The sequence below is a fragment of the Microcoleus sp. Pol7_B2 genome, from assembly GCF_036701035.1.
Lineage (GTDB): Bacteria > Cyanobacteriota > Cyanobacteriia > Cyanobacteriales > Microcoleaceae > Microcoleus.
In genome coordinates, this window is the sequence record NZ_JAUBQB010000027.1 from 54281 (window position 1) to 75035 (window position 20755).

General features: G+C 45.7%; 18 protein-coding genes. 6 read left to right on the forward strand and 12 right to left on the reverse strand.

Annotated elements, in window-relative coordinates; genetic code table 11:
• Nucleotide 1: 1 nt before the first annotated feature.
• Nucleotides 2-364 carry an STAS domain-containing protein gene (locus QUA57_RS13040; protein ID WP_006631392.1) on the forward strand — a complete coding sequence of 121 codons (363 nt, stop codon included), beginning with the start codon at nucleotides 2-4 and terminating at the stop codon, nucleotides 362-364.
• Between the two features lie 245 nt (nucleotides 365-609).
• On the opposite strand, the gene QUA57_RS13045 is transcribed toward QUA57_RS13040, so the two are convergent.
• Nucleotides 610-1230 carry a chromophore lyase CpcT/CpeT gene (locus QUA57_RS13045; RefSeq protein ID WP_333061315.1) on the reverse strand — a complete coding sequence of 207 codons (621 nt, stop codon included), beginning with the start codon at nucleotides 1228-1230 and terminating at the stop codon, nucleotides 610-612.
• Nucleotides 1231-1569: 339 nt separating this feature from the next.
• Here QUA57_RS13045 and psb29 point away from each other — a divergent pair, with 339 nt between their 5' ends.
• Nucleotides 1570-2283 (forward strand): photosystem II biogenesis protein Psp29, encoded by a 714-nt coding sequence (gene psb29, locus QUA57_RS13050; RefSeq protein WP_333061335.1) that lies wholly within the window; start codon nucleotides 1570-1572, stop codon nucleotides 2281-2283.
• Nucleotides 2284-2526: 243 nt separating this feature from the next.
• On the opposite strand, the gene QUA57_RS13055 is transcribed toward psb29, so the two are convergent.
• The 6 genes from QUA57_RS13055 to QUA57_RS13080 form a co-directional block, all read right to left on the reverse strand.
• Complete coding sequence (locus QUA57_RS13055; protein WP_006631395.1) at nucleotides 2527-3063, reverse strand: late competence development ComFB family protein; 537 nt, start codon at nucleotides 3061-3063, stop codon at nucleotides 2527-2529.
• A 208-nt stretch (nucleotides 3064-3271) separates the two neighbouring features.
• On the reverse strand, nucleotides 3272-4213 hold the full coding sequence (locus QUA57_RS13060; protein WP_333061317.1) for a M23 family metallopeptidase: 942 nt from the start codon (nucleotides 4211-4213) through the stop codon (nucleotides 3272-3274).
• Between the two features lie 487 nt (nucleotides 4214-4700).
• Nucleotides 4701-4928: a hypothetical protein gene (locus QUA57_RS13065; protein WP_333039991.1), complete on the reverse strand. Its 228-nt coding sequence runs from the start codon at nucleotides 4926-4928 to the stop codon at nucleotides 4701-4703.
• Nucleotides 4929-4980: 52 nt separating this feature from the next.
• Nucleotides 4981-6507: a phosphomannomutase/phosphoglucomutase gene (locus tag QUA57_RS13070; RefSeq protein WP_333061319.1), complete on the reverse strand. Its 1527-nt coding sequence runs from the start codon at nucleotides 6505-6507 to the stop codon at nucleotides 4981-4983.
• 332 nt (nucleotides 6508-6839) lie between these two features.
• Nucleotides 6840-7745: a D-hexose-6-phosphate mutarotase gene (locus tag QUA57_RS13075; RefSeq protein WP_333061321.1), complete on the reverse strand. Its 906-nt coding sequence runs from the start codon at nucleotides 7743-7745 to the stop codon at nucleotides 6840-6842.
• 106 nt (nucleotides 7746-7851) lie between these two features.
• Nucleotides 7852-8217 (reverse strand): hypothetical protein, encoded by a 366-nt coding sequence (locus QUA57_RS13080; RefSeq protein ID WP_333061323.1) that lies wholly within the window; start codon nucleotides 8215-8217, stop codon nucleotides 7852-7854.
• 488 nt (nucleotides 8218-8705) lie between these two features.
• Here QUA57_RS13080 and QUA57_RS13085 point away from each other — a divergent pair, with 488 nt between their 5' ends.
• Entirely contained in the window at nucleotides 8706-9824 is a 1119-nt protein-coding gene (locus QUA57_RS13085; protein WP_333061324.1) for a formylglycine-generating enzyme family protein, read from the forward strand.
• Between the two features lie 395 nt (nucleotides 9825-10219).
• On the opposite strand, the gene QUA57_RS13090 is transcribed toward QUA57_RS13085, so the two are convergent.
• A complete protein-coding gene (locus tag QUA57_RS13090; protein ID WP_333039982.1) occupies nucleotides 10220-11311 on the reverse strand; it encodes an acyltransferase in 1092 nt (363 codons plus the stop codon).
• A gap of 118 nt (nucleotides 11312-11429) precedes the next feature.
• Here QUA57_RS13090 and QUA57_RS13095 point away from each other — a divergent pair, with 118 nt between their 5' ends.
• Nucleotides 11430-13745, forward strand: coding sequence for a cation:proton antiporter (locus QUA57_RS13095; protein ID WP_333061326.1), 2316 nt, complete (start codon nucleotides 11430-11432; stop codon nucleotides 13743-13745).
• Between the two features lie 103 nt (nucleotides 13746-13848).
• Here the strand turns inward: QUA57_RS13095 and QUA57_RS13100 are convergent, their stop codons facing one another.
• Nucleotides 13849-14061: an Hfq-related RNA-binding protein gene (locus tag QUA57_RS13100; RefSeq protein ID WP_333057289.1), complete on the reverse strand. Its 213-nt coding sequence runs from the start codon at nucleotides 14059-14061 to the stop codon at nucleotides 13849-13851.
• 312 nt (nucleotides 14062-14373) lie between these two features.
• Between QUA57_RS13100 and dapF the strand changes: the two genes are divergently transcribed.
• Both dapF and QUA57_RS13110 read left to right on the forward strand, forming a co-directional pair.
• On the forward strand, nucleotides 14374-15216 hold the full coding sequence (gene dapF, locus QUA57_RS13105; protein ID WP_333061328.1) for a diaminopimelate epimerase: 843 nt from the start codon (nucleotides 14374-14376) through the stop codon (nucleotides 15214-15216).
• Nucleotides 15217-15473: 257 nt separating this feature from the next.
• Nucleotides 15474-16616 (forward strand): hypothetical protein, encoded by a 1143-nt coding sequence (locus QUA57_RS13110; protein ID WP_333061329.1) that lies wholly within the window; start codon nucleotides 15474-15476, stop codon nucleotides 16614-16616.
• A 212-nt stretch (nucleotides 16617-16828) separates the two neighbouring features.
• Here QUA57_RS13110 and QUA57_RS13115 read toward each other — a convergent pair whose 3' ends face one another.
• The 3 genes from QUA57_RS13115 to QUA57_RS13125 form a co-directional block, all read right to left on the reverse strand.
• Nucleotides 16829-18013 (reverse strand): aspartate aminotransferase, encoded by a 1185-nt coding sequence (locus tag QUA57_RS13115; RefSeq protein ID WP_333061330.1) that lies wholly within the window; start codon nucleotides 18011-18013, stop codon nucleotides 16829-16831.
• A gap of 99 nt (nucleotides 18014-18112) precedes the next feature.
• A complete protein-coding gene (locus QUA57_RS13120; RefSeq protein ID WP_333061333.1) occupies nucleotides 18113-19258 on the reverse strand; it encodes an iron-containing alcohol dehydrogenase family protein in 1146 nt (381 codons plus the stop codon).
• Nucleotides 19259-20009: 751 nt separating this feature from the next.
• Nucleotides 20010-20696 carry a hypothetical protein gene (locus tag QUA57_RS13125; RefSeq protein ID WP_333061334.1) on the reverse strand — a complete coding sequence of 229 codons (687 nt, stop codon included), beginning with the start codon at nucleotides 20694-20696 and terminating at the stop codon, nucleotides 20010-20012.
• Nucleotides 20697-20755: the final 59 nt, after the last annotated feature.

Genomic DNA, 20755 nt, shown 5'->3' on the forward strand with positions numbered 1-20755 from the left:
AGTGATTCATATTGATCAAAAAACCCACACGCTTCAAGACGGTACAACAGTTATCGTCTTAGCACCGACAGGACGGTTGGACATCACTACAGCTTGGCAATTCCGCCTCAAGTTGCAAGAGTGTATTTCCAAACTTAGCCGCCATGTTGTAGTGAATCTTGGTCAGGTTAACTTTATCGATAGCTCTGGCCTGACCTCACTTGTAGCAGGTATGCGGGATGCGGATAAAGTTAAGGGAAGTTTCCGCATTTGCAATGTTCATCCCGAAGCCAAACTGGTGTTTGAAGTCACCATGATGGATTCTGTGTTTGAAATCTTTGAAACGGAAGAAGAAGCTCTAGAGGGGGTGCCGCGCGCAAGTTGACCACTCCCGCTTGCATCGCTTTCGGTGTAAGCGCAATTTCAGCTTGAGGCTCACAAAAAGCGCCGGAACCCTTCACAAGAACAGGAAGCAGGTAAATTCTTGCCAGCTTCCTTATGCTTTCTTCCTTTCTTGAGAGGTTGAGAGGTTCACCAAAACACTAAAGTAGAAGAATAGGTCAAGGTAAAGTCTTGCCTTCTATCCTAGATAGCTAAATCTTTCTTCCTTGTTTCTTGTTACTTCTTGCTTCAAACCAATATCTCAGCAGCAAAATCCTGACGCTTGACAAATCTAAAAGGGCCCATTAAAGCTCCCCAGATAGCCTTGCCTGTCGTGGGGCTTATTCCTTTGTCGTAGCTGAGAAATTCCTCGCCTGCGGCTTCAAATCCCAAGTCTACTTGGTAATTTTGCCCCCCGTAGGCAAAGCCGCAGCGAGTGCCCTCCGGCAAAGATCCCCGAAAGCGATAGCTGTTTGAGGCTAAATTTTCCACTGCCACCGACAGGGTGCAGCCCGGGAGGAGTTGGATTTGCTCTTTCGTTAGCTTTCCAAGCAAGTCGGGGTTGCAACCGGCTCCTTTGACGGCTGTAATGTCGTTGAACATATAATACTGAGCTTCAATCAGTCCTGGCGCTATCTGTGAGTGCCTCAGTTGCACGATGCGGGGGCGGTATGGCTTGTCTAATTCCAGAATGTTGGCTTGTTCGGCAAACAGGGCAATGCTGGGTTCGGAAAATAAAGGAACGGGTAGTGGTCTTTGCCACATACGAAGGTGGACGTACCACGCCGGCTCTGCTAGCGCTTGTTCCCGGTTGTCAAATTCGCCCGCCATGTACTGGGCTAAAGCTATCAATTCAGGAGAAATTGTCATGTTTGTTTGATTTTTCACGATCAGGGTTGACAAGAAAAGGTTATTGTGATATTTGAGGCCATATCAAGGCTGGGCAAGTCAGAAGATTAGATTTATGAGCGATCCCAGCTAAGCTATGATTGTAAAGATACTGGGGTTTTTCCCTCCTATTGCGACATATTAATTGTTGCTGCCGATCGCGCGTAAAATATTTTTGATAAAATTTTGTCTCGCAATCCGGCGGCAACGCTTAACGAACTGGCAATTTTTGTCAGCCCGATCGCAGATAGACTCCCCCGACTTTACTCACGCCGCGCTGGCACGCCCGCTACGGCAAAATTATTTATCTATAAGACTCAGGTGAACAATAACCGTACTGTTTCAGATACTAAGCGAAGTTTCTATACGATTCACACTCGACCGATCAACTCAATTTACCGTCGAGTGGTGGAAGAGTTGATGGTAGAAATGCACTTGCTTTCGGCGAATGCCGATTTTCAATACGACCCGATTTATGCTTTGGGTGTAGTGACAGCTTTTGATAGGTTCATGCTTGGGTACGCCCCAGAAGCCGACAGAGTTTCGATTTTTAACGCTTTGTGCAAGTCCCTAGAAGACGATCCAGAGCGCTACAAGCAAGACGCTCAGCGATTGGAAAGTTTGGCAGATAGACTTTCCGGGCAAGAGTTGCTCTCCTGGCTCGATCGCTCGACCAGCTTTGAAGATACAGCGGATTTGCAAGCGTCTTTAGGGGCGATCGCCAGCAACCCTCAATTTAAGTACAGCCGCTTGTTCGCGATCGGTTTGTTCTCACTATTAGAAAAAGCTGACCCTAACTTAGTAAAAGACCAAGAAACGCGAAACGACGCGATCGCCAAAGTCTGTGCGGCATTGCACCTGCCAGAAGACAAAGTTAGCAAAGATTTAGATTTGTACCGCAGCAATTTGGAAAAAATGGCTCAAGCACGAATAGTGCTTCAAGATGTCATCCAAGCGGAACGGAAAAAACGCGAAAAACGAGAGACAAAAGTTACCGTCGGTCCTTCGGCTGAGTCTTCTGACAGCAGCAATTAATCGTTTGAAGGAAGAAGGAAGTTCGGCAACGGATTCGCTCGACGGATGTAACCGATGTCAGGAACTAGGAAGAGGGAGTTTTTTATTTTTTACATAAAATAGAAAACTCTTAAATTTTAATTTTTTGTTCTTGAATTCTGGCTTCTGCCTTCATATGAATCTTGGGGGCTGCGGAAACTAAAAATCCCGCTTTCTTAATTGAGCGGGATCGACTTAACCATAAATAGAGCTTTTGGGGTCGTACTAAGGCTGTGGCTCAAAATTAGTGGCGTTAGCTTGCAGCCAAGTGCTTAGCTGTGAAAGAACTTCGTTTCCCGAAGACTTGCCCAAAGCTGTTGGGTTTGGGGTGTCGGGCCTGTCCAAGTTGCGGGCGATCGCGGCGTTGACTTCTTTGGAAATCAAATCGTGAAGTTGCTCTTTAGCCCTAGCCCTTTGAAAGTGAGCTCCCTCTTCCGTCGTAGCGTACAGAGGTGGCAGCCTATTTAAAGCATAAGCTGCAATATCTCCCACATCCAGACTAAGGTCGCTCGTCGCTTCAATTTCGGCCACCCTAGCGATCGCATCGCTGAGTACCAACTCTTCCATCACGTTGATGAACTGTTTGCGTGGCAGAACTACAACTTCGCCAGTCAACAATGAGCCCATCAGACGATCGAGAGCCATGTACTCTTCGATCGACAATTCCGAAGCCGTATTGCAGATCCGTCCCACCTCAGCTTCCATTGACGGCGTTAAATAGCCATCCTGCAAAGCCTGTTCAACAATTTTTTCAATACTCATATATGCGTCCCCGCTCAACGGCATCATCAATAAAGTTTTGTGAAGACGCGATTGTTAGCGTCTTGAGATTCGAGCTTTGAGAGTTGAGTTGACAAATTTTATACAAATCCTAACTCAATACTGATAACCCATCAGAGTTATCTGCACACCCTAGCCACAAACTTACCCCATAATTGACTGATAAATCCGTCAAAACCTGTAAAAACTCCTACTCAACTCCCTGAAGCCGCCAAGGTACAGGATCGACGGACTGCCCATGCACGTAAAGTCCCCAATGCAAGTGAGGGCCTGTGGAAGCCCCCGTTGACCCCAGAGCACCGATTACTTGACCGGCTTTCACGACATCGCCTTCCTTGACATCAATCCGGCTGAGGTGCATCAAAATACTTGCTACCCCCTGACCGTGGTCGAGACCAACGACATTCCCGTGGATTTTGAAGCCTTGAGATTCGCGTCCCACTAGAGACACCCGACCTGCTGCTGGTGCGACTACAGGGGAACCGTAAGCACCCGCGTAATCCACGCCGCGGTGGTAGTAGTCTTGAGCAAATACCCCATTATAATAGCGTCGCACCCCGTAAATAGTGGTAATTTCGCCGGAGTTGGGGCGCAACAATTTGCCGTCCCAAAATTTTTCGGGTGTCACCAGTGCTTTAAATGCGTCTACGCGATCAAATTCGGCATCTGTACCTTCCTCGTCTTTCCCAGGCGGTAGCCAGATGGATTGGGTGGGAAAATCTCGACCGCGCACTTGCACGCTCAACTTCTGCACTTGTCCATCACCTGCGACTTGAAGAAGGCGGGCACCGGGTTTCTCTACCGGCGTCGTCGGCAGCAGGGCCCGAAAGCGACCGTTGCCGATCGAAAACGCGGGGTAGTTTTTTTGCTGTAGAGAAACGGTTGGAGTTTCCCCGCCGTTACCGTCAACCTGAATCATTACTGACAGCGTATCTCCCAGTTGGGGATTTGTCGGCGTCACAACTACCTGCAAAGCTTGCACCGGCAGGGCAAAACTCAGAAAGCCAGCAACAATTCCCCCGATCGAACTGGCGGTTAGCTTGTTTGCTTTCAACTGCCCCCACCGCAAAATCCGACCTGTAATTATTTCCGTACTTAGCCCACAGTTTTCTCGATTCACAGTCATTACCATCACTAGCTGTCCTTAACCTTTGTCTCGCTGATATATTTTTAATATCTAGACTAACTATACCAATCCGCAATGATTCGAGAGAAACAGCCCTAGGTAAAAAGCTTGGTCAAAGATCTGGAGATGAGAGACTAACTTAAATAAATACTTAACTTGAGGTGATAAGAATAATAAAAATTTCCGTAGCTAGGGAGGAAAGCCCAATTGAGCCCGACGCTCACACTACCGTTTCCACCCTAGCTACTATTGCATAACTTTTAACCATTGCTATTAGTTATAGTTCACAGCGCTACAACATAATTATTTTTTACTCCTCTACTGTTAAATCAATTATTTTTTGGCAATAAGTTTAATTGCCGAGAACCTACTTCTAATTCTCTAGTTATTGTAGCCTGTTTTTGGCAATATAGTATTGATTCCCTATTTTAAAATCTTCCCTCTAAAATGGTATGAGATAAAAATTGAGAATGGCTATAATCAATCACCTAAATTATAGGGATTCAAAGGTAGCGGTGAAACCATTTAAGGTTAAGCATTCTTCCATAAATTCCTCTACATCATTGACATCCTCAAGCTGATATTCCATGATGCGTTGAGCATCGCCTTTCATCTTTTTGGAAGAAAGAGGTGTGGCAGGATATTTGGCAGCGATCGCTTTGAAAGCTTTGGAATGGGTATCCCAGCTTGCAGCAGAACATTTTATGATTAAAAGCCACATAATTAAATTCCTTCTTGTGTTTGGTTGATTAATAGTCTGACACGAGTAACACTTAGGTCGATAATGCCGAAAAATCAAGGGATTCTGTGGTTTGGAAAAAAGCTAAAAGCCGAGCCACTATGTGAGCAACACCACCCTTAACATTAGACTCAACATTCAAAGGCATCACCGGATCGTGGAGTGATAAGCGTAACAGAAACCAGCCGGATTCGCTAGGTGACGTGCAGGAAATTCGCAGACCTTCGTAGTTATTGGGAACTATTTTCCAGTCTGCTTGCGTTGAGACAAATTGTTGCAGTTGTTCAATAACGCGCTCGCCGTGAGACTTGAAATCATCTACACCAAGTTTAATCCGAAATTCTGCACTTTCTTCGGGTTCTTTTAAATTCGCAATTAAATCTGGCAAAGATTGGTTGGCTAGCTTTGACTTAGCCAATTCAATCAATAATTTGCTAACCAAATAAGCGCCATCATCCAGAAAGTAATTTTCTTTCAAAGCTCCATGTCCCGACGTTTCAATTGCCAGCCATGATTCCTGTCCGGCTTCATTGAGGCGAATCGACTCGTCAATCACATTTTTGTAGCCGCGTTTAAAGCGATGGTGAATCCCTTTTAAATCTTGTTCGATGAATTGTGTCAAGCCATCGGAGGTGATAGAATCAGTAACAATGGTAGAGCCTGGGTGTTCTTGCAATACGACCGCAGAAATCAAGGCAATTAAGCGATTGCGATTGAGTTCCTTGCCCACTTGATCGACGGCCGCACTGCGATCGACATCGGTATCAAAAATAATCCCAAAATCTGCTTGGTGTTCAATTACCGCTTGACAAATTGACTGCATTGCCTCTTTATCTTCGGGATTTGGCACATGATTGGGGAAAGTACCATCGGGTTCTAAAAACTGACTGCCCGTGGTGTCTGCACCTAAAGGTTTTAAGACTTTATCAACATAAAAACCGCCAGCACCGTTGCCTGCATCCACAACAATTTTTAGTCCTGTTAGTGGTTCCTCAAAATTATCGGGATGATTGACTGATTCCCTAATCTTGGTGACAAATTGGTTAGCATAAACTGAGATAAAATTATGCTTTGTAATCTTACCGGGCGATGAGGCTGGCTGAAAGTAATTGCTTTGGGCTAGTGTTAAGATATCTGTAATATCCTGCTTTTGTAACCCTCCTTTGGGAGTGAAAAACTTTAAACCATTTCGATTAAATGGCAAATGGCTAGCAGTGAGCATAATCGCGCCGTCGCAATCAAAACCAGGGGTAATGGTACTCATAAACATGGCGGGGGTTGAGGCCATGTCAAAGTCGTACACTGTTGCACCAACTGAGGCGATTCCCTCGATCACTGCTTGCATTAAGGTTGGCCCTGATAGGCGACTGTCACGCCCGATCGCGATAGTTAATTCTGCCGCTGGTTTATTGACTTTTTGCACTAGCCAACTGACAAAGGATTTACCTAAGATTGTCGCAATTTCGGGCGTTAGGTTGACTTTTTCATTGGGAACGCCTTCGAGGGCGATACCGCGAATGTCTGATCCATTTTGAAGTTTTGTCCAGTTGAAGATTTGCATAATAATTGATGGTAAGTAAAAATATCGGAGTCGGCGGTTGAAACCGATCATACAAAGTTTTGTCTGTGGCTAGACGGTTCGACTCAGCTTCGCCGCACGTCTTTCGCGGACTCAGAAATAAACCGGGGAGAAATTGGGGATTTGGTATTATTAGTCATTAGGGTGACAGAGTTTTTCAATTCAATCAGCTAATCGGCATTTAAGTTGTATTTAAAGAAACAATCCCAGTCTTGTGGGTGGGATTTGAGCACTGCCCAAAATATCCAATTGAAATGTTGAACCGCTTACGGGGAATTTTGGCCCCATCACCGCTAAGATTAAGCTCTAATTCCTTAGTCGCGTTCAACGCTGTAAATTGCCTGCAAGCGGAACTCACCATGAGCGGGAACTTCCACAATATCTGTAGCTGCATTGGTCGTTTCTACGCAGAGTAAACGCTGATAATCTGCATCATCAAGGTCGGCCATATTTGCAGAAATTGTCACCCAGGGATTCCACACTACGACGGATTTACTACCAGAGGATTTAATGCGAATCCGACGATTGAGGGCCCTATCGTCAATGACTAATTCCTTGGTGACATCGAGATAAATACGATCGACTTCACCTGTTACTACCACTGCACCCACTTGAGTTTTTTCGACACCACCATCCGCTTTATCAAGATACTGGCTATTTTCTAAACCTAAAACCTGCACATGGCTGATATCCCCGACTTGGAAATAGGTGTGGAAAGCTTGGGTGAGGGGAAATGCTTTGTCGCCTAGATTGCGGGTGATTAATTCTACCGTGAGGCTGGTGCCGATCGTAATCACGATCGCCAGTTCAAAGGCTTGGGGCCAAATTGCTCTAGTTTCATCGGTATCCTTGAGTCCTAGAGTGACTTTGGTTGCGCCGTCTGGGGTTGTGGCGGTTTCTAGCACATTCCAGAGGCGATTCCGCACAAACCCATGACTCGGACGCCCCAAGGCTTCGGGATCTGGACCAAACCAGGGCCAACAGATGGGTATACCGCCTTTGATGGCTTTCCCTTCGGCATAGTAGGCTTTTTCGCTGACGAACATCAAGTCTGTGGCTTCGGTGGCTGGTTGAAAGGAGAGCACTTGACCGGAATACACAGAAATTAAGGCTTTGGCTTGACCGTTGTCGATGTGAATCATCGGGAAACCACCGTTTCCGGTGGCGAAGGTGAGGTTCCCGGCAATGCCGTAGTCTGTGTTTAATTGGTCAATACTCATGCTTTTGGCTTGGTGAATTGCTTTACAATTATCCGATATTATGGTTGCTAGATTGATTAGATTGTTGAGTTTGACCTGCGAGGGTGCGATCGACACAAGGATGCAGTCAGAGAAACGGATGGCGAGTCCCAACACATCGCCAGGGGATGTGCGATCGAACGCGCACTTGTACGCTCAAATTTTGCACCTTTCCGTCTCCCGCCACTTGGATTTGGCGGGTACCGGGGCGATTGAGCGGCGTCGTCGGCAGCAGGGCCCGAAAGCGATTGGTGCCCATAGGAAAAGCTGGGTAGTTTTTTTGCTGTACGGAAACCGTTGGAGATCCGCTGCTGCTGTTTACCTGAATCATTACTGACAGCGTATCTCCTAGTTCGGGGTTTGCCGGCGTCCCCTTCACCTGCAAAGCTTGTACCGGGGATACCAAACTGAGAATGCTCGCGATCGTTCCCCCGCTCAAAATCGCCTTCTTCATGTTTGCTTTCAATAGCCTGCATCCAAAAATAGCGCCCGCAACTATTTTCGCACTTTGTCCGCAGTTGGCTCGATTCGCAGTCGCTGTGATGACGGATATCCTTAATCTTTGTCTGGCTAATGTTACCCAAAAATTCTAATTTTAGTACCCTCTCACCGCAAAGGATAACGCACTATTACGACTTGCGCCAAGTCAGCAAATATATCGGGATTTAGCGGAGCGCAAGGCGCTATTTGCCGACTTTGTAGCAAAGCTGCATCACAGGATGTTTCACGGTTTCGAGCGCGGTATAATTTTGTTATTCTGAGTGGAGGGCGATCGCAGCGAATCATCTGGGATTGTGGGAAAATACTGAGATGTTTCACTTCCGTGCGCTGCATTTAACAGGACACAGAAACACTTATGTCAAATATATTATAAATTTTCAATATTTGACATAATTATTATTTAAATGCCACTGTTGTAGATATTACAGAGGTTAAAATGCCATGCCAAGCGATCGCGATCGACCCAGAGAATACGATGCAGTCAAGGGGGGGCAAAATTCAATTCCTGTAGGTGCGGCGGTACAGGGAGGAATTGCCGGCGTTAAAAGCCGATTGGCCTTGCCCTCTGTCGAAGCTAGAATCGCCGCACTCTCCGAAGCGCTGAATTATGGAGATGCAGGATTAGATTTGATACTGGGAGCATTGCAGGATGAGTCAGTACAGGTTAAATTAGCTGTCTATTCACTACTGAAAGATAGAAATGAGGAGAAGATAAAACAACATTTACAAAACTATTTTTTTGATTTTGATGTCATCACTGTTAATTCTAATGGACGAGAAAGCAGGCGCAGCAAGTCGTTTGCTTTCTACTTCCCCGAAGACCTAGGAAATGGAATTGTGTTGGAAATGGTTTACATTCCCGGTGGCACATTGATGGTAGAGTCGCCAGTAACAGAAGTTGATAGATATAGAGATTATGGGGAAGGTGAGAAGCCTCAAGTCACAATACCCGCTTTTTATGCAAGCAAATACCCCATCACCCAAGCAGAGTGGGAAGCAGTTATGGGAAATGAAACCAACCAATCGAGTTTCACAGGCGAAAAACGTCCTGTTGGAAATGTATCGTGGCGGGAGGCATTTAGATTCTGTAAAAAACTCTCGCAAAAAACCAGTAAAAAATATCGTCTTCTGAGTAAAGCAGAATGGGAATATGCTTGTCGTGCCCATGCAACAGCAGCCCCATTTGAGGGTGATTATTTGTCAATAATCCAACAAGTTAACCGTGACGGCAATCATCTCGACTTTGATGCACCGCAGGGTTTTCATCGCCAAATAAAGAATGTGGGGAGTTTTGGGCCCAATGCTTTTGGACTTTACGATATGCACGGCAAGGTTGCGGAATGGTGTGGCAATAGTGGCTTGGATAATACCGATAAAGGCCCCGAATCGACAGGCGGTATTATCTCACTCTCAACAAGGATGTTGCTTGAGTCTATCAGTCATACACCCCAGTGGTACCGCATGATGTACCTGTGTCACAGCCCGTATCAAGAAGGCATCGGCTCTTCTTTGATAGAGGGTGTTCGCGTAGCAATGTCGTCGTATTCTTCCCCCTCCTAGTTTGTCCAGCAAGGGTTCTTCTTTTCTCTTTAGCCCTTTTTGTTTTTTTCTCCATTATTTGTAGGGTGCGTCGCTTTCTACAATCTGCAAATGCGATCGGCATCTCACAGCGACGCACCATCGAAAATATGTTGCGATCGAACTGATTCGGATCTGCGGTGCGTCGCTGAAAAATTTCTCGATTTTTTTTTACGGAGATTAAAGATACAGGACTTACGCAGGGGAAATCAGAAACCGGGTTTTTTTACGAAAATACTCAATTGTGACCCGCAGATTCGCTAAAAAACCCGGTTTATAGACCTGGGGTGCGTAAGTTCTATGCTTCCAGCATTCTCGATTTTTCACCTAGATTAAATATAGCGACGCACCCTACCAACTCCGAAATCACCCTGCAATTAGCTTGCTTGTACCTTCGGAAGACCCATTTTTTCAACTATATTTTTCCGCAGGTAAACTGTCAGCGGTTTTTCAACTAAAGAGTAAAAGATGCAGCCAGCGATTACAGTTATCAGTGCTACCAACGCAGGTGCAAAAAAGCTATCGAAATATTTTCCTAGATTTGCCTTTTGCAGCAATTTGGTAGTTGCTGAAATCAGCGGGCCGTGAGTTAAAAATATCGAGTACGAGGCATCTCCTAAGTACGTGAAAATCTGAGGTATTTTCGGAGAATCTTTGAGGTCGATCGAGGTGGCAGCAATGATTAATAGAGCGGCTAGCACTGCAAAAGTAGTGACGCGCTCAAACTTTATGTTTCCCCATGCGACGAGCATTCCTAAAATAACATATCCTAAATTTGCTATTCCAAACAATATCCACCTGTACTTACCAATCTTATTGTTACATTTAATCACTATATAGGCAGCCAAGCAGCCCAGAACAAATTCTAGATTCATATTGCCAAATACTTGATTTAGCAAGAAAAAAGATTTGGGGAAGCTTATAAGTTTACAAAAGTTTAAAATCGTTACCAATAGCCAAGCCGAAAGTATAGGCACCGAATATTTAGGTTTCAACCAGATAGCTATACTGAACAGGAAGTAAAAATATAATTCGTAAATTAAAGTCCAACCTACATCCAGAATGGGCTTGTCCTTTTGAGGAATCAAGAGCAGCGACAAAATTACCTGTCCCAAACTTAAATCTTTATTGTTAGCAAAACCAGGAATTACTAGAAAGAAACACAAAACTGTTAGAGTAATTATCCAGTAAATAGGGTAAATTCGCACGCCACGTTTGACTAAAAACGATTTTAACTGATCCTTTTTACCGATCGCCGATCGGTGAACATACACCATGATGAAACCGCTCAATACAAAAAAGTAATCAACACCGCTCCACCCAGCCTGAAATAAATTAAAAAAAGTAACTTGATTTAATCTCTCAGCACTCATATCGTTGAGGTGAAACATTACCACTAAAACAGCCGCAATCCCTCGATAAACTTGCAAGAGGTTAAGCTTTTTGTGAGGAGTTGAACTCTGTGCCATGAGAAAATACCTGGGTCAAGGGTGGCCGTTGTGCTTGTTCCTCAACTATAGTCAACGCCCTAAACATAGTCAACACATTAGACACTATAATATAACTTTATACTTTTTTCATAAACTTGTGCAAGAAGACTTCCGACTGATCGTTGACTTAGTTCTAGTTCTCGCTGCTGCCGCAGCAGGAGGACTCTTTGCATCGCTATTGCGACAGCCGGTAATTCTCGGGTATCTCCTGGGAGGGATCGTAGTTGGGCCGGCAGGTTTGGGGCTGATTAAAGAATTAATTCAGGTAGACACCCTGGCTGAATTCGGGGTTGCCTTTCTGTTGTTTGCCTTGGGAGTGGAATTTTCCTTCGCCGAACTCCAGAAAGTTAAAACCATTAGTTTGGGCGGGGGGGGCTTGCAAATTGTGCTGACGATCGCCATTACTACTGGAATTTCCTTGGCTGTAGGCTGGGTAGAATCGCCTGCTCAAGGGGTGTTTTTAGGAGCGATTCTGTCGCTTTCCTCGACTGCCGTTGTACTCAAGTGCTTGATGGAGCGCAATGAATCCGGTACTTCCCACGGTCAAGTCATGCTGGGAATATTAGTAGTTCAAGATTTGGCTTTGGGGCTAATGCTAGCCGTTTTGCCGGCACTCAATCAGCCAGCAGAAGAGATCGGCATGACGGTAGCGTGGGCCCTGCTGCGGATCGGGTTATTTGCTATCGGTGCTGTAGGCGCGGGCATTTGGCTCGTACCGCAGTTGCTGCGCTACCTGGCGAAAACAGAAAGTCGGGAACTGTTTTTGCTGGGAGTTGTGGTTTTGGCTTTAGGGATTGCGCTGCTGACAGAATATTTGGGTTTTTCGATCGAGATGGGCGCATTTGTGGCGGGTTTAATGATTTCGGAGGTGGAATATGCCGACCAAACTCTAACTTATGTCGAGCCTTTGCGAGATATTTTTGCATCCTTATTTTTTGTCACCATCGGAATGTTAATCGACCCGGTGTTTCTCTGGACCCATCTAGAATTAATTCTGGGACTGGTATTTCTAGTATTTATCGGCAAATTCTTGATCATCGCGCCGATCGTCCGACTATTTGGCTATCCCCTAAAAACAGCATTAATCACAGGTTTGGGCTTAGCTCAAATAGGAGAATTCTCCTTTGTACTCGCTAGTTCCGGTCAAGTTATGGGGCTGGTTTCGCGGGACGTTTACTTGTTAATTTTAGGCACGACAGCAGTCACCCTCGTGCTGACTCCGTTTGTGTTGAGAAGCGTGCCTCAGTTATTGAAATGGGCGGAAAATTTCGGGCCTTTACAGCGCTATTTTGACGAAACATCTCAACCTGTGGCAATAGCTGAAAGTTTGCCGGAACAAAATTATGTTGTGGTTTGCGGCTACGGGCGAGTCGGTAGAATTTTAGTCAAAATGCTGCAAAGCCGCAACTGTTCAGTTGTGGTTATCGACGAGTCAGAAAGTAGAATTCAAGATTGCAGAATGCAAGGAATTCCTTACATTTACGGGAATGCTGCCAGCTTGCACGTATTGGAAGCCGCCCGGGTGGAACGGGCAAAAGCAATGGCGATCGCCCTTCCCGATCCGATGAGCACTCGCTTGTGTCTGAAGCGGGCTTTAGAATTAGTCCCGGATTTGGATATTGTGGTGCGGGCCAACCAAGATAAAGACATCGAACTGCTTTACCAACTGGGGGCCTGGGAAGTCGTGCAGCCGGAGTTTGAGGCGAGTTTAGAACTGTCTGCCCACTTGTTGGCTAGTATTGGGATCTCGGCAATGGCGATCGGGCGGGAAGTGCAGCAAATTCGCAGCAGCCGCTATCTGGAGTTGCGGCCACCGCGCGAACCGTTGGCGATTTCGCGGGATTTGAAAGTGGCGGTTCGAGATATGAACAGCGAGTGGTACAGCTTGCCGTCGGGTTCTCCCATCGCCAGCATGACTCTGGAAGAAACTAACTTGCGCCAGTTGACAGGCGTCAGCGTGATGGCGATCGTCCGCGAGAATGGCGAGGAAATTGATTATCCTAACGGCAAGACAGCTTTGCACTCGGGCGATCGACTTTTTGTAGTGGGAGAACCGGAAGAACTCATCAGTTTTGAGTTGCTGGCAAAGGGGGAAGTTGCAGTGCCGCAGGGCGACAGTTCTTGCCAGTGGCTGAGGTTGCCAGCAAACAGCCCTTGGGCGGGCAAAAAACTGTCAGAGGTAGATTTGCTGATCCAGTACGGGGTGCAGGTGCGGGCGATCCGCCGGGAAGGGAAATTTACTCGCTGGCCCGACGGAACTACGAATTTGCAAGAAGGCGATCGTTTGCTGCTGTGCGGTGGCTTCTACGAGCTCGGCTTGATGCAGCGGACGGCCTCACCACCGGTGCCGCAACCTGCTTTAAAGGTGCCTTTGGTCAAGGCCCAAGTCATCGAAAAGCTGTTTAGCGATTAGTCAGCGGGCAGTGGGCAGTTGGCAGTGGGCAGAAAAAGAAACTATTCTCAATGCCCCATGCCCCATGCCCCATGCCCCATGCCCCATTCACCATTCCCCACTCTCAGCCGTTGGGTTTGAGATAAGCAATTGCTGGCCGCGAGATCAGAATTTGTGTTTCTGAGGGATCGAGGAGGCAAATGCAGCTATTATCCTGCCAAAAAATTCTGCCAGCTACTAAGTCGCCGGTCAGGAGTTTGATCTCCACCTGTTGTTTGTCTTTGATGTAGCTTTGTATTAAGCGAACGCTGGGCAATCCGGTTTCAAATTCAGACATAGTTCAGAAAAATATAGTCAAATATTACCTTAAACCATATTCTTCTGTTTATACCGTTTAACCCGTACTGGCAGAATTACAAGCGCCTCTACTCGATTAGGGATAAACCAGTTGGCGGCTAGTTTTCGACAGATATTCATTGAGCCATTGACATCAGCATTAATTAGATATCCCTGTGGAGTTATAAATATTATATTTGTTTATATTTCACTAGAAAGGACTAGAAATTGCATAAAGTTTTATAATACTGGGAAATGGGTAATTTGGTCATCAAATTATCTAATCAGTTTTAACCAAAAGAGGTTTGTTTTTATGCCGATCGAGTTTGCGAAGTATCACGGACTGGGAAATGATTTTATTCTGATTGACAACCGCCACTCGTCAGAACCGGTGATCACGCCAGAACAAGCTGTGGATTTGTGCGATCGACATTTCGGGATTGGCGCAGACGGCGTGATCTTTGCTCTTCCGGCTCAAAACGACACTGACTATACGATGCGGATTTTTAACTCCGACGGTTCGGAACCGGAAATGTGCGGCAACGGGATTCGCTGTTTGGCTAAGTTTATCGCCGATTTGGAAGGGTCAGAGGCGAAAACTCAGTACCGCATCCACACTCTGGCTGGTGTGATTACCCCGGAATTGCGATCGGACGGTCAGGTGAAGGTGGATATGGGGGTTCCCCGGCTGCTGGCGGCGGAAATTCCGACAACTTTGGCTGCACCGGATGCCAAAGTTATAGATGTGCCGATCGAAGTTGCTGATAAATCTTGGTCTGTTACCTGTGTCAGCATGGGTAATCCTCACTGCATTACGTTTGTAGAGGATGTTTCGGCTGTTGCTTTAGAAACTGTCGGGCCTCAATTCGAGCACGACAAAGCATTCCCGCAGCGTACCAATACTGAATTTATTCAAGTGATACGTTCAGACTATGTAAAAATGCGGGTGTGGGAAAGAGGCGCGGGTGTTACTCTAGCTTGTGGGACTGGTGCTTGTGCTGCTGTGGTAGCTGGGGTGTTGGTAGGGAAGTGCGATCGGGTAACTGCGGTTGAACTCCCAGGCGGCGTTTTGGAAATCGAATGGGCAGAAGTTTCTGGGCGGATTTACATGACCGGGCCGGCACAGCGAGTATTTACTGGTTGTATGAGTGATTAGTCATTAGTCATCAGTCATCAGTCATCAGTCATCAGTCATCAGTTATTAGTTATTAGTCACTGGTCAGAAGGTTTTTTTTGTTAAATGAACAAACAATAAAAACTATTGAATTCAAAATTTTTATTGAATTCTGACCAATGCCTTCTGCCTTCACAACTTATTGGCGGCGGACTGAAGACTGAAGACTAATAACTAAGCCTGAAATCTAAAATCTAAAATCTAAAATCTAAAATCTAAAATTAAGTAGGTGGGCTTGCATGGCTGGAGGTATTTATCTGATTCAGGACGACGACAGGCTGGTAGAAATGATGGAACAGCCCTACGACTCGGAAGACCAGTTACAAGATTTGCTAGTAACTTATCCTAATTTGATCGCGGGAGACCAAATCGATCGGGCGACGGCGCGGAGGTGGCTGTTAATTTCGCGGGAAGCTGCACCCAGCGATGAGGAAACAGCGGTGCAGTGGTCGCTGGATCATTTGTTTCTCGACCAAAATGCAGTTCCTACTTTGGTGGATGTCCGGCGAACTCCTAATGCCGGACTCCGCCAAAAAGTTTTGGGTCAGTCGATCGACTATGCTGCTAATGCGTTGGTTTACTGGCCGGTCGATTCAATTATTGCTCTGTTTGAAGCTAATTGTCGCGATCGGGGTCGCGATCCTGAACATATTTTTGAAGAGTTTCTCGGTGCAAATGCTAACGAAGACCTATTTTGGCAGAAGGTTAAAACTAATTTGCAAGCGGGTAAAGTTCGCTTAGTGTTTGTAGCTGACGAGATTTCCGCTGAAATGCGCCGAGTTGTGGAATTTCTCAACGAACAAATGGACCCGGTTGAAGTTTTGGCCCTGGAAATTAAGCAGTATGTAAGTGAAGATGGTTTGAAAACGCTGGTTCCCAGAGTGATCGGTCAGACGGCCGAAGCACAGCAGAAAAAATCCAGCGCAACGCGCGAAAGAAGGCGCTGGGATGAATCTTCATTTTTTGCGGAAATCAAAGCTAGACGAGGCGCGGACGAGGCGCAAATGGCAAAAGCAATTTACTTGTGGGCAAAAAGTCAAGAACCCGAAGTTCAAATCCACTGGGGAACGGGCGATGCCTACGGCGGTTTCGCGGCTCAATTGCCTCACAGAGGAAGAAAACCCTATCAGTTATTCACTGTAGATATTGCTGGCAGAATGGAGATTTCTGCTGATAATTATGGTTCCCAGCCGCCTTTTAATGCGGAACAAAATTGGCTGGAATTGAGAAGTAAACTGAGTTCGATCGGTCTATCGCTGCCTATAGAACCGGGTGAGAGAAGGTCGCCGAGTCTGGCTTTGTTTACTTTGCAAGACGAATCTGCCCTCCAGCAAGTTATGCAAACTTTTGATTGGGTGATTGAGAAAATTAAAACGTTATAGTTAGTTGTCATTTGTAGGGTGAGATTCGGCGCAGCTTACCCCTATTTGTAAGGTGCGCCGAATCTCACCGGAGAACGATCGGGAAGCCCCTGGTTTTAGCACTTTACCCTTATTAGCTGATTTCATTTGTCCTCAATCTTGATTAAATAGTTATTAGTTGTTAGCTGTTAACTACTAACTAATGACCAATGACTAATGACTAATAATCATGACTATTGATAGCGAATGTTTGCTTGTTTCAATCGCCGCAATGCTTCTCCCAGTCGATCGCAATCTGCAATTAAACTAATTCTCACATATCCTTCGCCGCCCGGCCCAAAAGCATTACCAGGAGTTACCACAACACCGGTTTGCTGCAAAACATTTAGGGCAAAATCAGTCGAACTCATGCCCGGAGTGCAGGGAACCCAAAGATACATGGCAGCCAGAGGTTTAGGAATATTCCACCCTAATTCTGCCAATCCTTCCACCATGAAATCGCGGCGAGTCCTGTAACGATTCTGCACTTCGTGCAAGTAACTATCGGGCAATTGCAGTGCTGTTTCTGCTGCTGTTTGCAAGGCGGAAAATATACCGTAATCTAGGTTAGTTTTTAATGTCCGCAAACCTTGGATAATTTTGCTATTTCCTACTACAAAACCGACGCGCCAGCCGGCCATATTGTAGGTTTTGGACATCGTGTGAAATTCGACGCCGATTTCTTTACCGCCGGGAATTTCTAATAAACTTGTCGGTTGATAGCCGTCAAAGGCTAATTCCGCATAACACAAGTCGTGAACCAGCAAGATTTGATGCTTGTGTGCGAAAGCCACAATATCTTTGTAAAATTCGCGGGGTGCAGTTGCTCCAGTCGGATTACTGGGATAATTGAAATAGAGTATTTTGGCTTGTTCGGCTACGCTGTCGGGAATGTCGGCTAAGTCAATTACCCAGTCATTTTCGGGTTTGAGGATGATGTTGTGAACTTTTGCACCCGCGATGATTGGGCCGCGAAATAATACGGGATAAGCAGGACTTGGTACTAATATTACGTCCCCTGGATTGATATAGGCGATCGCAAAATGTGCTAAACCTTCTTTAGAACCCAACAAAGGCAATGCTTCGCTTTCTGGATCGAGTTCAACATTGTAGCGACGGCTGTACCATTTAGTAATAGTACGGCGAAAACTGGCAGTTCCTTCAAAGGGGGGATAGCCGTGATTGGCAGTATTTTGGATGGCTGCGACAGCGGCTTCTACTACTGGTTGAGGAGTGGCACCGTCGGGGTTTCCCATTCCTAAGTCTATTAAATCGAGTCCTTGTTCGCGGGCGCGGGCTTTGAGTTCGTCGAGACGGGCAAATACGTAGGGCGGTAGTTTTTGCAACCTGTCAGCAGGGCTAATCCAATCCAAGGTCATTTATTTTTTGTCAGTTGTCAGTTTTCCTGGTTTGTAGTAAGGACTTTCGTCCTTGCTAGCACAGCCTTTTCAGGACTTTAGTCCTTACTACAAACTGTTTTAATTCTTAATCTTTAATTCTCCCACAGGTGCGGTAGTAGAAACCATCGCTGCCATTAATTGTTGGGGAACAACTTTAAAAGGCAGTCGGTGAATGTCGGAATTGGGATTGCAGGCGATATCGGCCGCGCGCTGCAATTCTGCTATGGTAATGTCTCCGAGTCCGAGGTTGTCTAACGTTTGGGGTAATCCAATTTCGGCGTAGAATTTTAGCAGTTGCTGTCTGGCGCTAGCGGCGAGTTGATTGTTTTGCAGCATTTCTTCTAGTCGCAGTTGTACTAAAATGCCGTAGGCGACTTTTTCGCCGTGCAATGTGCCGTGACTTGCTAATAGATGAGTTAGGCCGTTGTGGACGGCGTGGGCGGCGACGGTGCGACATTGGGCGCCGCCAATTCCCCCGATTACTCCTGCTAGCAATACGGCTGCATCTGTGACTTCTTGCCACGTTTCGCTACCGGGTTCTTTGAGGGCGGTGGCTGATTTTTGGAATAATATATCGCGCAGTATTCTAGCTTGTTGAACGGCTGAAATAATCAGGGTTTGTTCGGAGTGTCCGCTGCTGACTGATGCTTCGTACCATTTGGCGATCGCATCTCCAATTCCTGCTACTAATGTCCGCTGCGGTGCGGTTTGAATTAAGCCGTAGTCGAGTATTAATAAGTCGGGACATCTGGCTAATGTGACATCGTATTGGAATGCACCTTGTTCTGAATAAATGTTAGAAAGGGCTGTCCAAGCGGCACAGGTGGCGGCTGATGTGGGAATTGTGACGATCGGGATTTTGCACTGATGGGCGACGAGTTTGGCTGCGTCTAAGGCTTTGCCGCCGCCGACACCGATGATGAAATCGGCTTGATGGGTTTGGGCTGCTGCGCGGAGGGTTTCGAGGCTGGTTTCGCTGCAATCTTTGCCGTAGGCTGTTTCAGCGGATTTTAACTGCTGCTGTTCGAGGATTGGTTGCAGGTAGGGTTGGGCGGCGGCGAGGGAGTTACTGCCGCCGACGATTAGCGGCCGCTTTCCGAAACGGGCGATCGCATCTCCGGCTTGTGCGATGGCCGATCGACCTCGCAATACACAGGCGGGAGCAATTGTCAAGGAATAAATTGCAGTTGGGGTGGCGGTCTTAGTGCTTTGGGTTTGAGTCATCGAACCACTGGATAAGTGACGAGAAGGTTGACGCTTTGCAGGATTGCTGGATTTTATAGGATAACTCTAACCCATGTTGGGCGATCGGGTAAGTTTTGTAAAGTTTTTATTAAGTATTGTGCGGGGTTGGGGGATGGGAGGGCCCTGTTGAGGGGAGTTGGGGAGTTGAGGGCGATCGACATTCCTGGTTTTATGGAGGATAATCAACACAGATAATTAAGCTTATTACTAATTTTTGCACAACCGTTTCAGAAACTTTTCCGATACATCTGACAAATCGCTCAGTAGTTACACTCCGCACTTGGAAAACCTTCCCTGCTGAGTCTGCGTTTCAACAGTTTTCTTTTGTTAGCTGAATCAGAATGATGAAAGGGCGACTTTAAAATTTAGGTGGCAATGTAGCCACAGGAATTATAATGCGAATGGGGATAGAACTAAACATCTCCGAACTACTCACAACCGCAGGACGTGTTTTCTAAATTTCTTGTTCTCGGGTGAGATAGAGTTGTACTAGCCAAATCTATGCTCCTTTGGGGTTAGCAGTCATATTGTCAGAGGTCTATGATGCAACGCCGAATAAACATTTTTTTGGGAGCATCCCAAATGTGCAAAAACATTCCTACTACTCTCTGAAAGACTCATTCTGCCGTTAATTTTTGGGGCAAGTTGCAAAATTGGGATGCTCCCTCCTAACAACAACTTAAATTCGTTCCGGTGCAGCGGCGTTGTTAGACGGTGGGATGCTATGAAATTAAATTCTTGAAGTTGAAGAATCTAAAGGTTTTGCTATATATCGAGTACGCTCATAAATCTTTTGATATTTTTTAAAGATTTCTCTATCCGAAACAACTTCAATCTGCTTGAGTTTACGATTCTCGTCAAGGCGGAATATAGCTAAACGCATATCATCAATAAGTATGAACCCTAAATTCAGAGGTTTTTCACAAATCTGAGGAAGTGATTCATACAGTTGCTTAACCTCAACATATGAAACATTTATTCCATACCTGCGATGATATTCAATGACCTCACTTAATTTTTGCAATTCACTCAATTCATCAATTACAAATATCCAATTTACATCAGCATGGTCAGTATCAATTTTGCTTTTGAGTGGAGACAGCAATTTTCTAGCATATTCTTGTGTCCATTCTTCTGGGTTAATATAGCTAAAAGCATAGAACTTATTATCTAAGTCATACATCAATTTTTTCCAAATACTGTATAGCTGCTCAGGAGGAAATGTCAGTGAGCCATAATGCACTATATTAATTAATTTGCAAGCGGATTCAATTTCATTTGAAAGACGATCGACTTTTTCATTCAATCTCAATATTTCTTCAGTTAATCTAAGTTGACGAATATCTTTTTTACTGCTTATAACAAGCCATATAACAGTTATTGAAGCCGTCAAAGAGATAAATACAGCAAATTCCATGTAAATGTGGTACACTACATTCAGTACATCAGCAGAAAAAATGAAAGCTTATTCGCTCG

What these genes read in the sequence shown, in the direction of transcription:
- QUA57_RS13045 (WP_333061315.1), bottom strand. Translation starts at nt 1,230, where the DNA reads ATGACAATTTCTCCTGAATTGATAGCTTTAGCCCAGTACATGGCGGGC.
- QUA57_RS13055 (WP_006631395.1), bottom strand. Translation starts at nt 3,063, where the DNA reads ATGAGTATTGAAAAAATTGTTGAACAGGCTTTGCAGGATGGCTATTTA.
- QUA57_RS13060 (WP_333061317.1), bottom strand. Translation starts at nt 4,213, where the DNA reads ATGGTAATGACTGTGAATCGAGAAAACTGTGGGCTAAGTACGGAAATA.
- QUA57_RS13065 (WP_333039991.1), bottom strand. Translation starts at nt 4,928, where the DNA reads ATGTGGCTTTTAATCATAAAATGTTCTGCTGCAAGCTGGGATACCCAT.
- QUA57_RS13070 (WP_333061319.1), bottom strand. Translation starts at nt 6,507, where the DNA reads ATGCAAATCTTCAACTGGACAAAACTTCAAAATGGATCAGACATTCGC.
- QUA57_RS13075 (WP_333061321.1), bottom strand. Translation starts at nt 7,745, where the DNA reads ATGAGTATTGACCAATTAAACACAGACTACGGCATTGCCGGGAACCTC.
- QUA57_RS13080 (WP_333061323.1), bottom strand. Translation starts at nt 8,217, where the DNA reads ATGAAGAAGGCGATTTTGAGCGGGGGAACGATCGCGAGCATTCTCAGT.
- QUA57_RS13085 (WP_333061324.1), top strand. Translation starts at nt 8,706, where the DNA reads ATGCCAAGCGATCGCGATCGACCCAGAGAATACGATGCAGTCAAGGGG.
- QUA57_RS13090 (WP_333039982.1), bottom strand. Translation starts at nt 11,311, where the DNA reads ATGGCACAGAGTTCAACTCCTCACAAAAAGCTTAACCTCTTGCAAGTT.
- QUA57_RS13100 (WP_333057289.1), bottom strand. Translation starts at nt 14,061, where the DNA reads ATGTCTGAATTTGAAACCGGATTGCCCAGCGTTCGCTTAATACAAAGC.
- dapF (WP_333061328.1), top strand. Translation starts at nt 14,374, where the DNA reads ATGCCGATCGAGTTTGCGAAGTATCACGGACTGGGAAATGATTTTATT.
- QUA57_RS13110 (WP_333061329.1), top strand. Translation starts at nt 15,474, where the DNA reads ATGGCTGGAGGTATTTATCTGATTCAGGACGACGACAGGCTGGTAGAA.
- QUA57_RS13115 (WP_333061330.1), bottom strand. Translation starts at nt 18,013, where the DNA reads ATGACCTTGGATTGGATTAGCCCTGCTGACAGGTTGCAAAAACTACCG.
- QUA57_RS13120 (WP_333061333.1), bottom strand. Translation starts at nt 19,258, where the DNA reads ATGACTCAAACCCAAAGCACTAAGACCGCCACCCCAACTGCAATTTAT.
- QUA57_RS13125 (WP_333061334.1), bottom strand. Translation starts at nt 20,696, where the DNA reads ATGGAATTTGCTGTATTTATCTCTTTGACGGCTTCAATAACTGTTATA.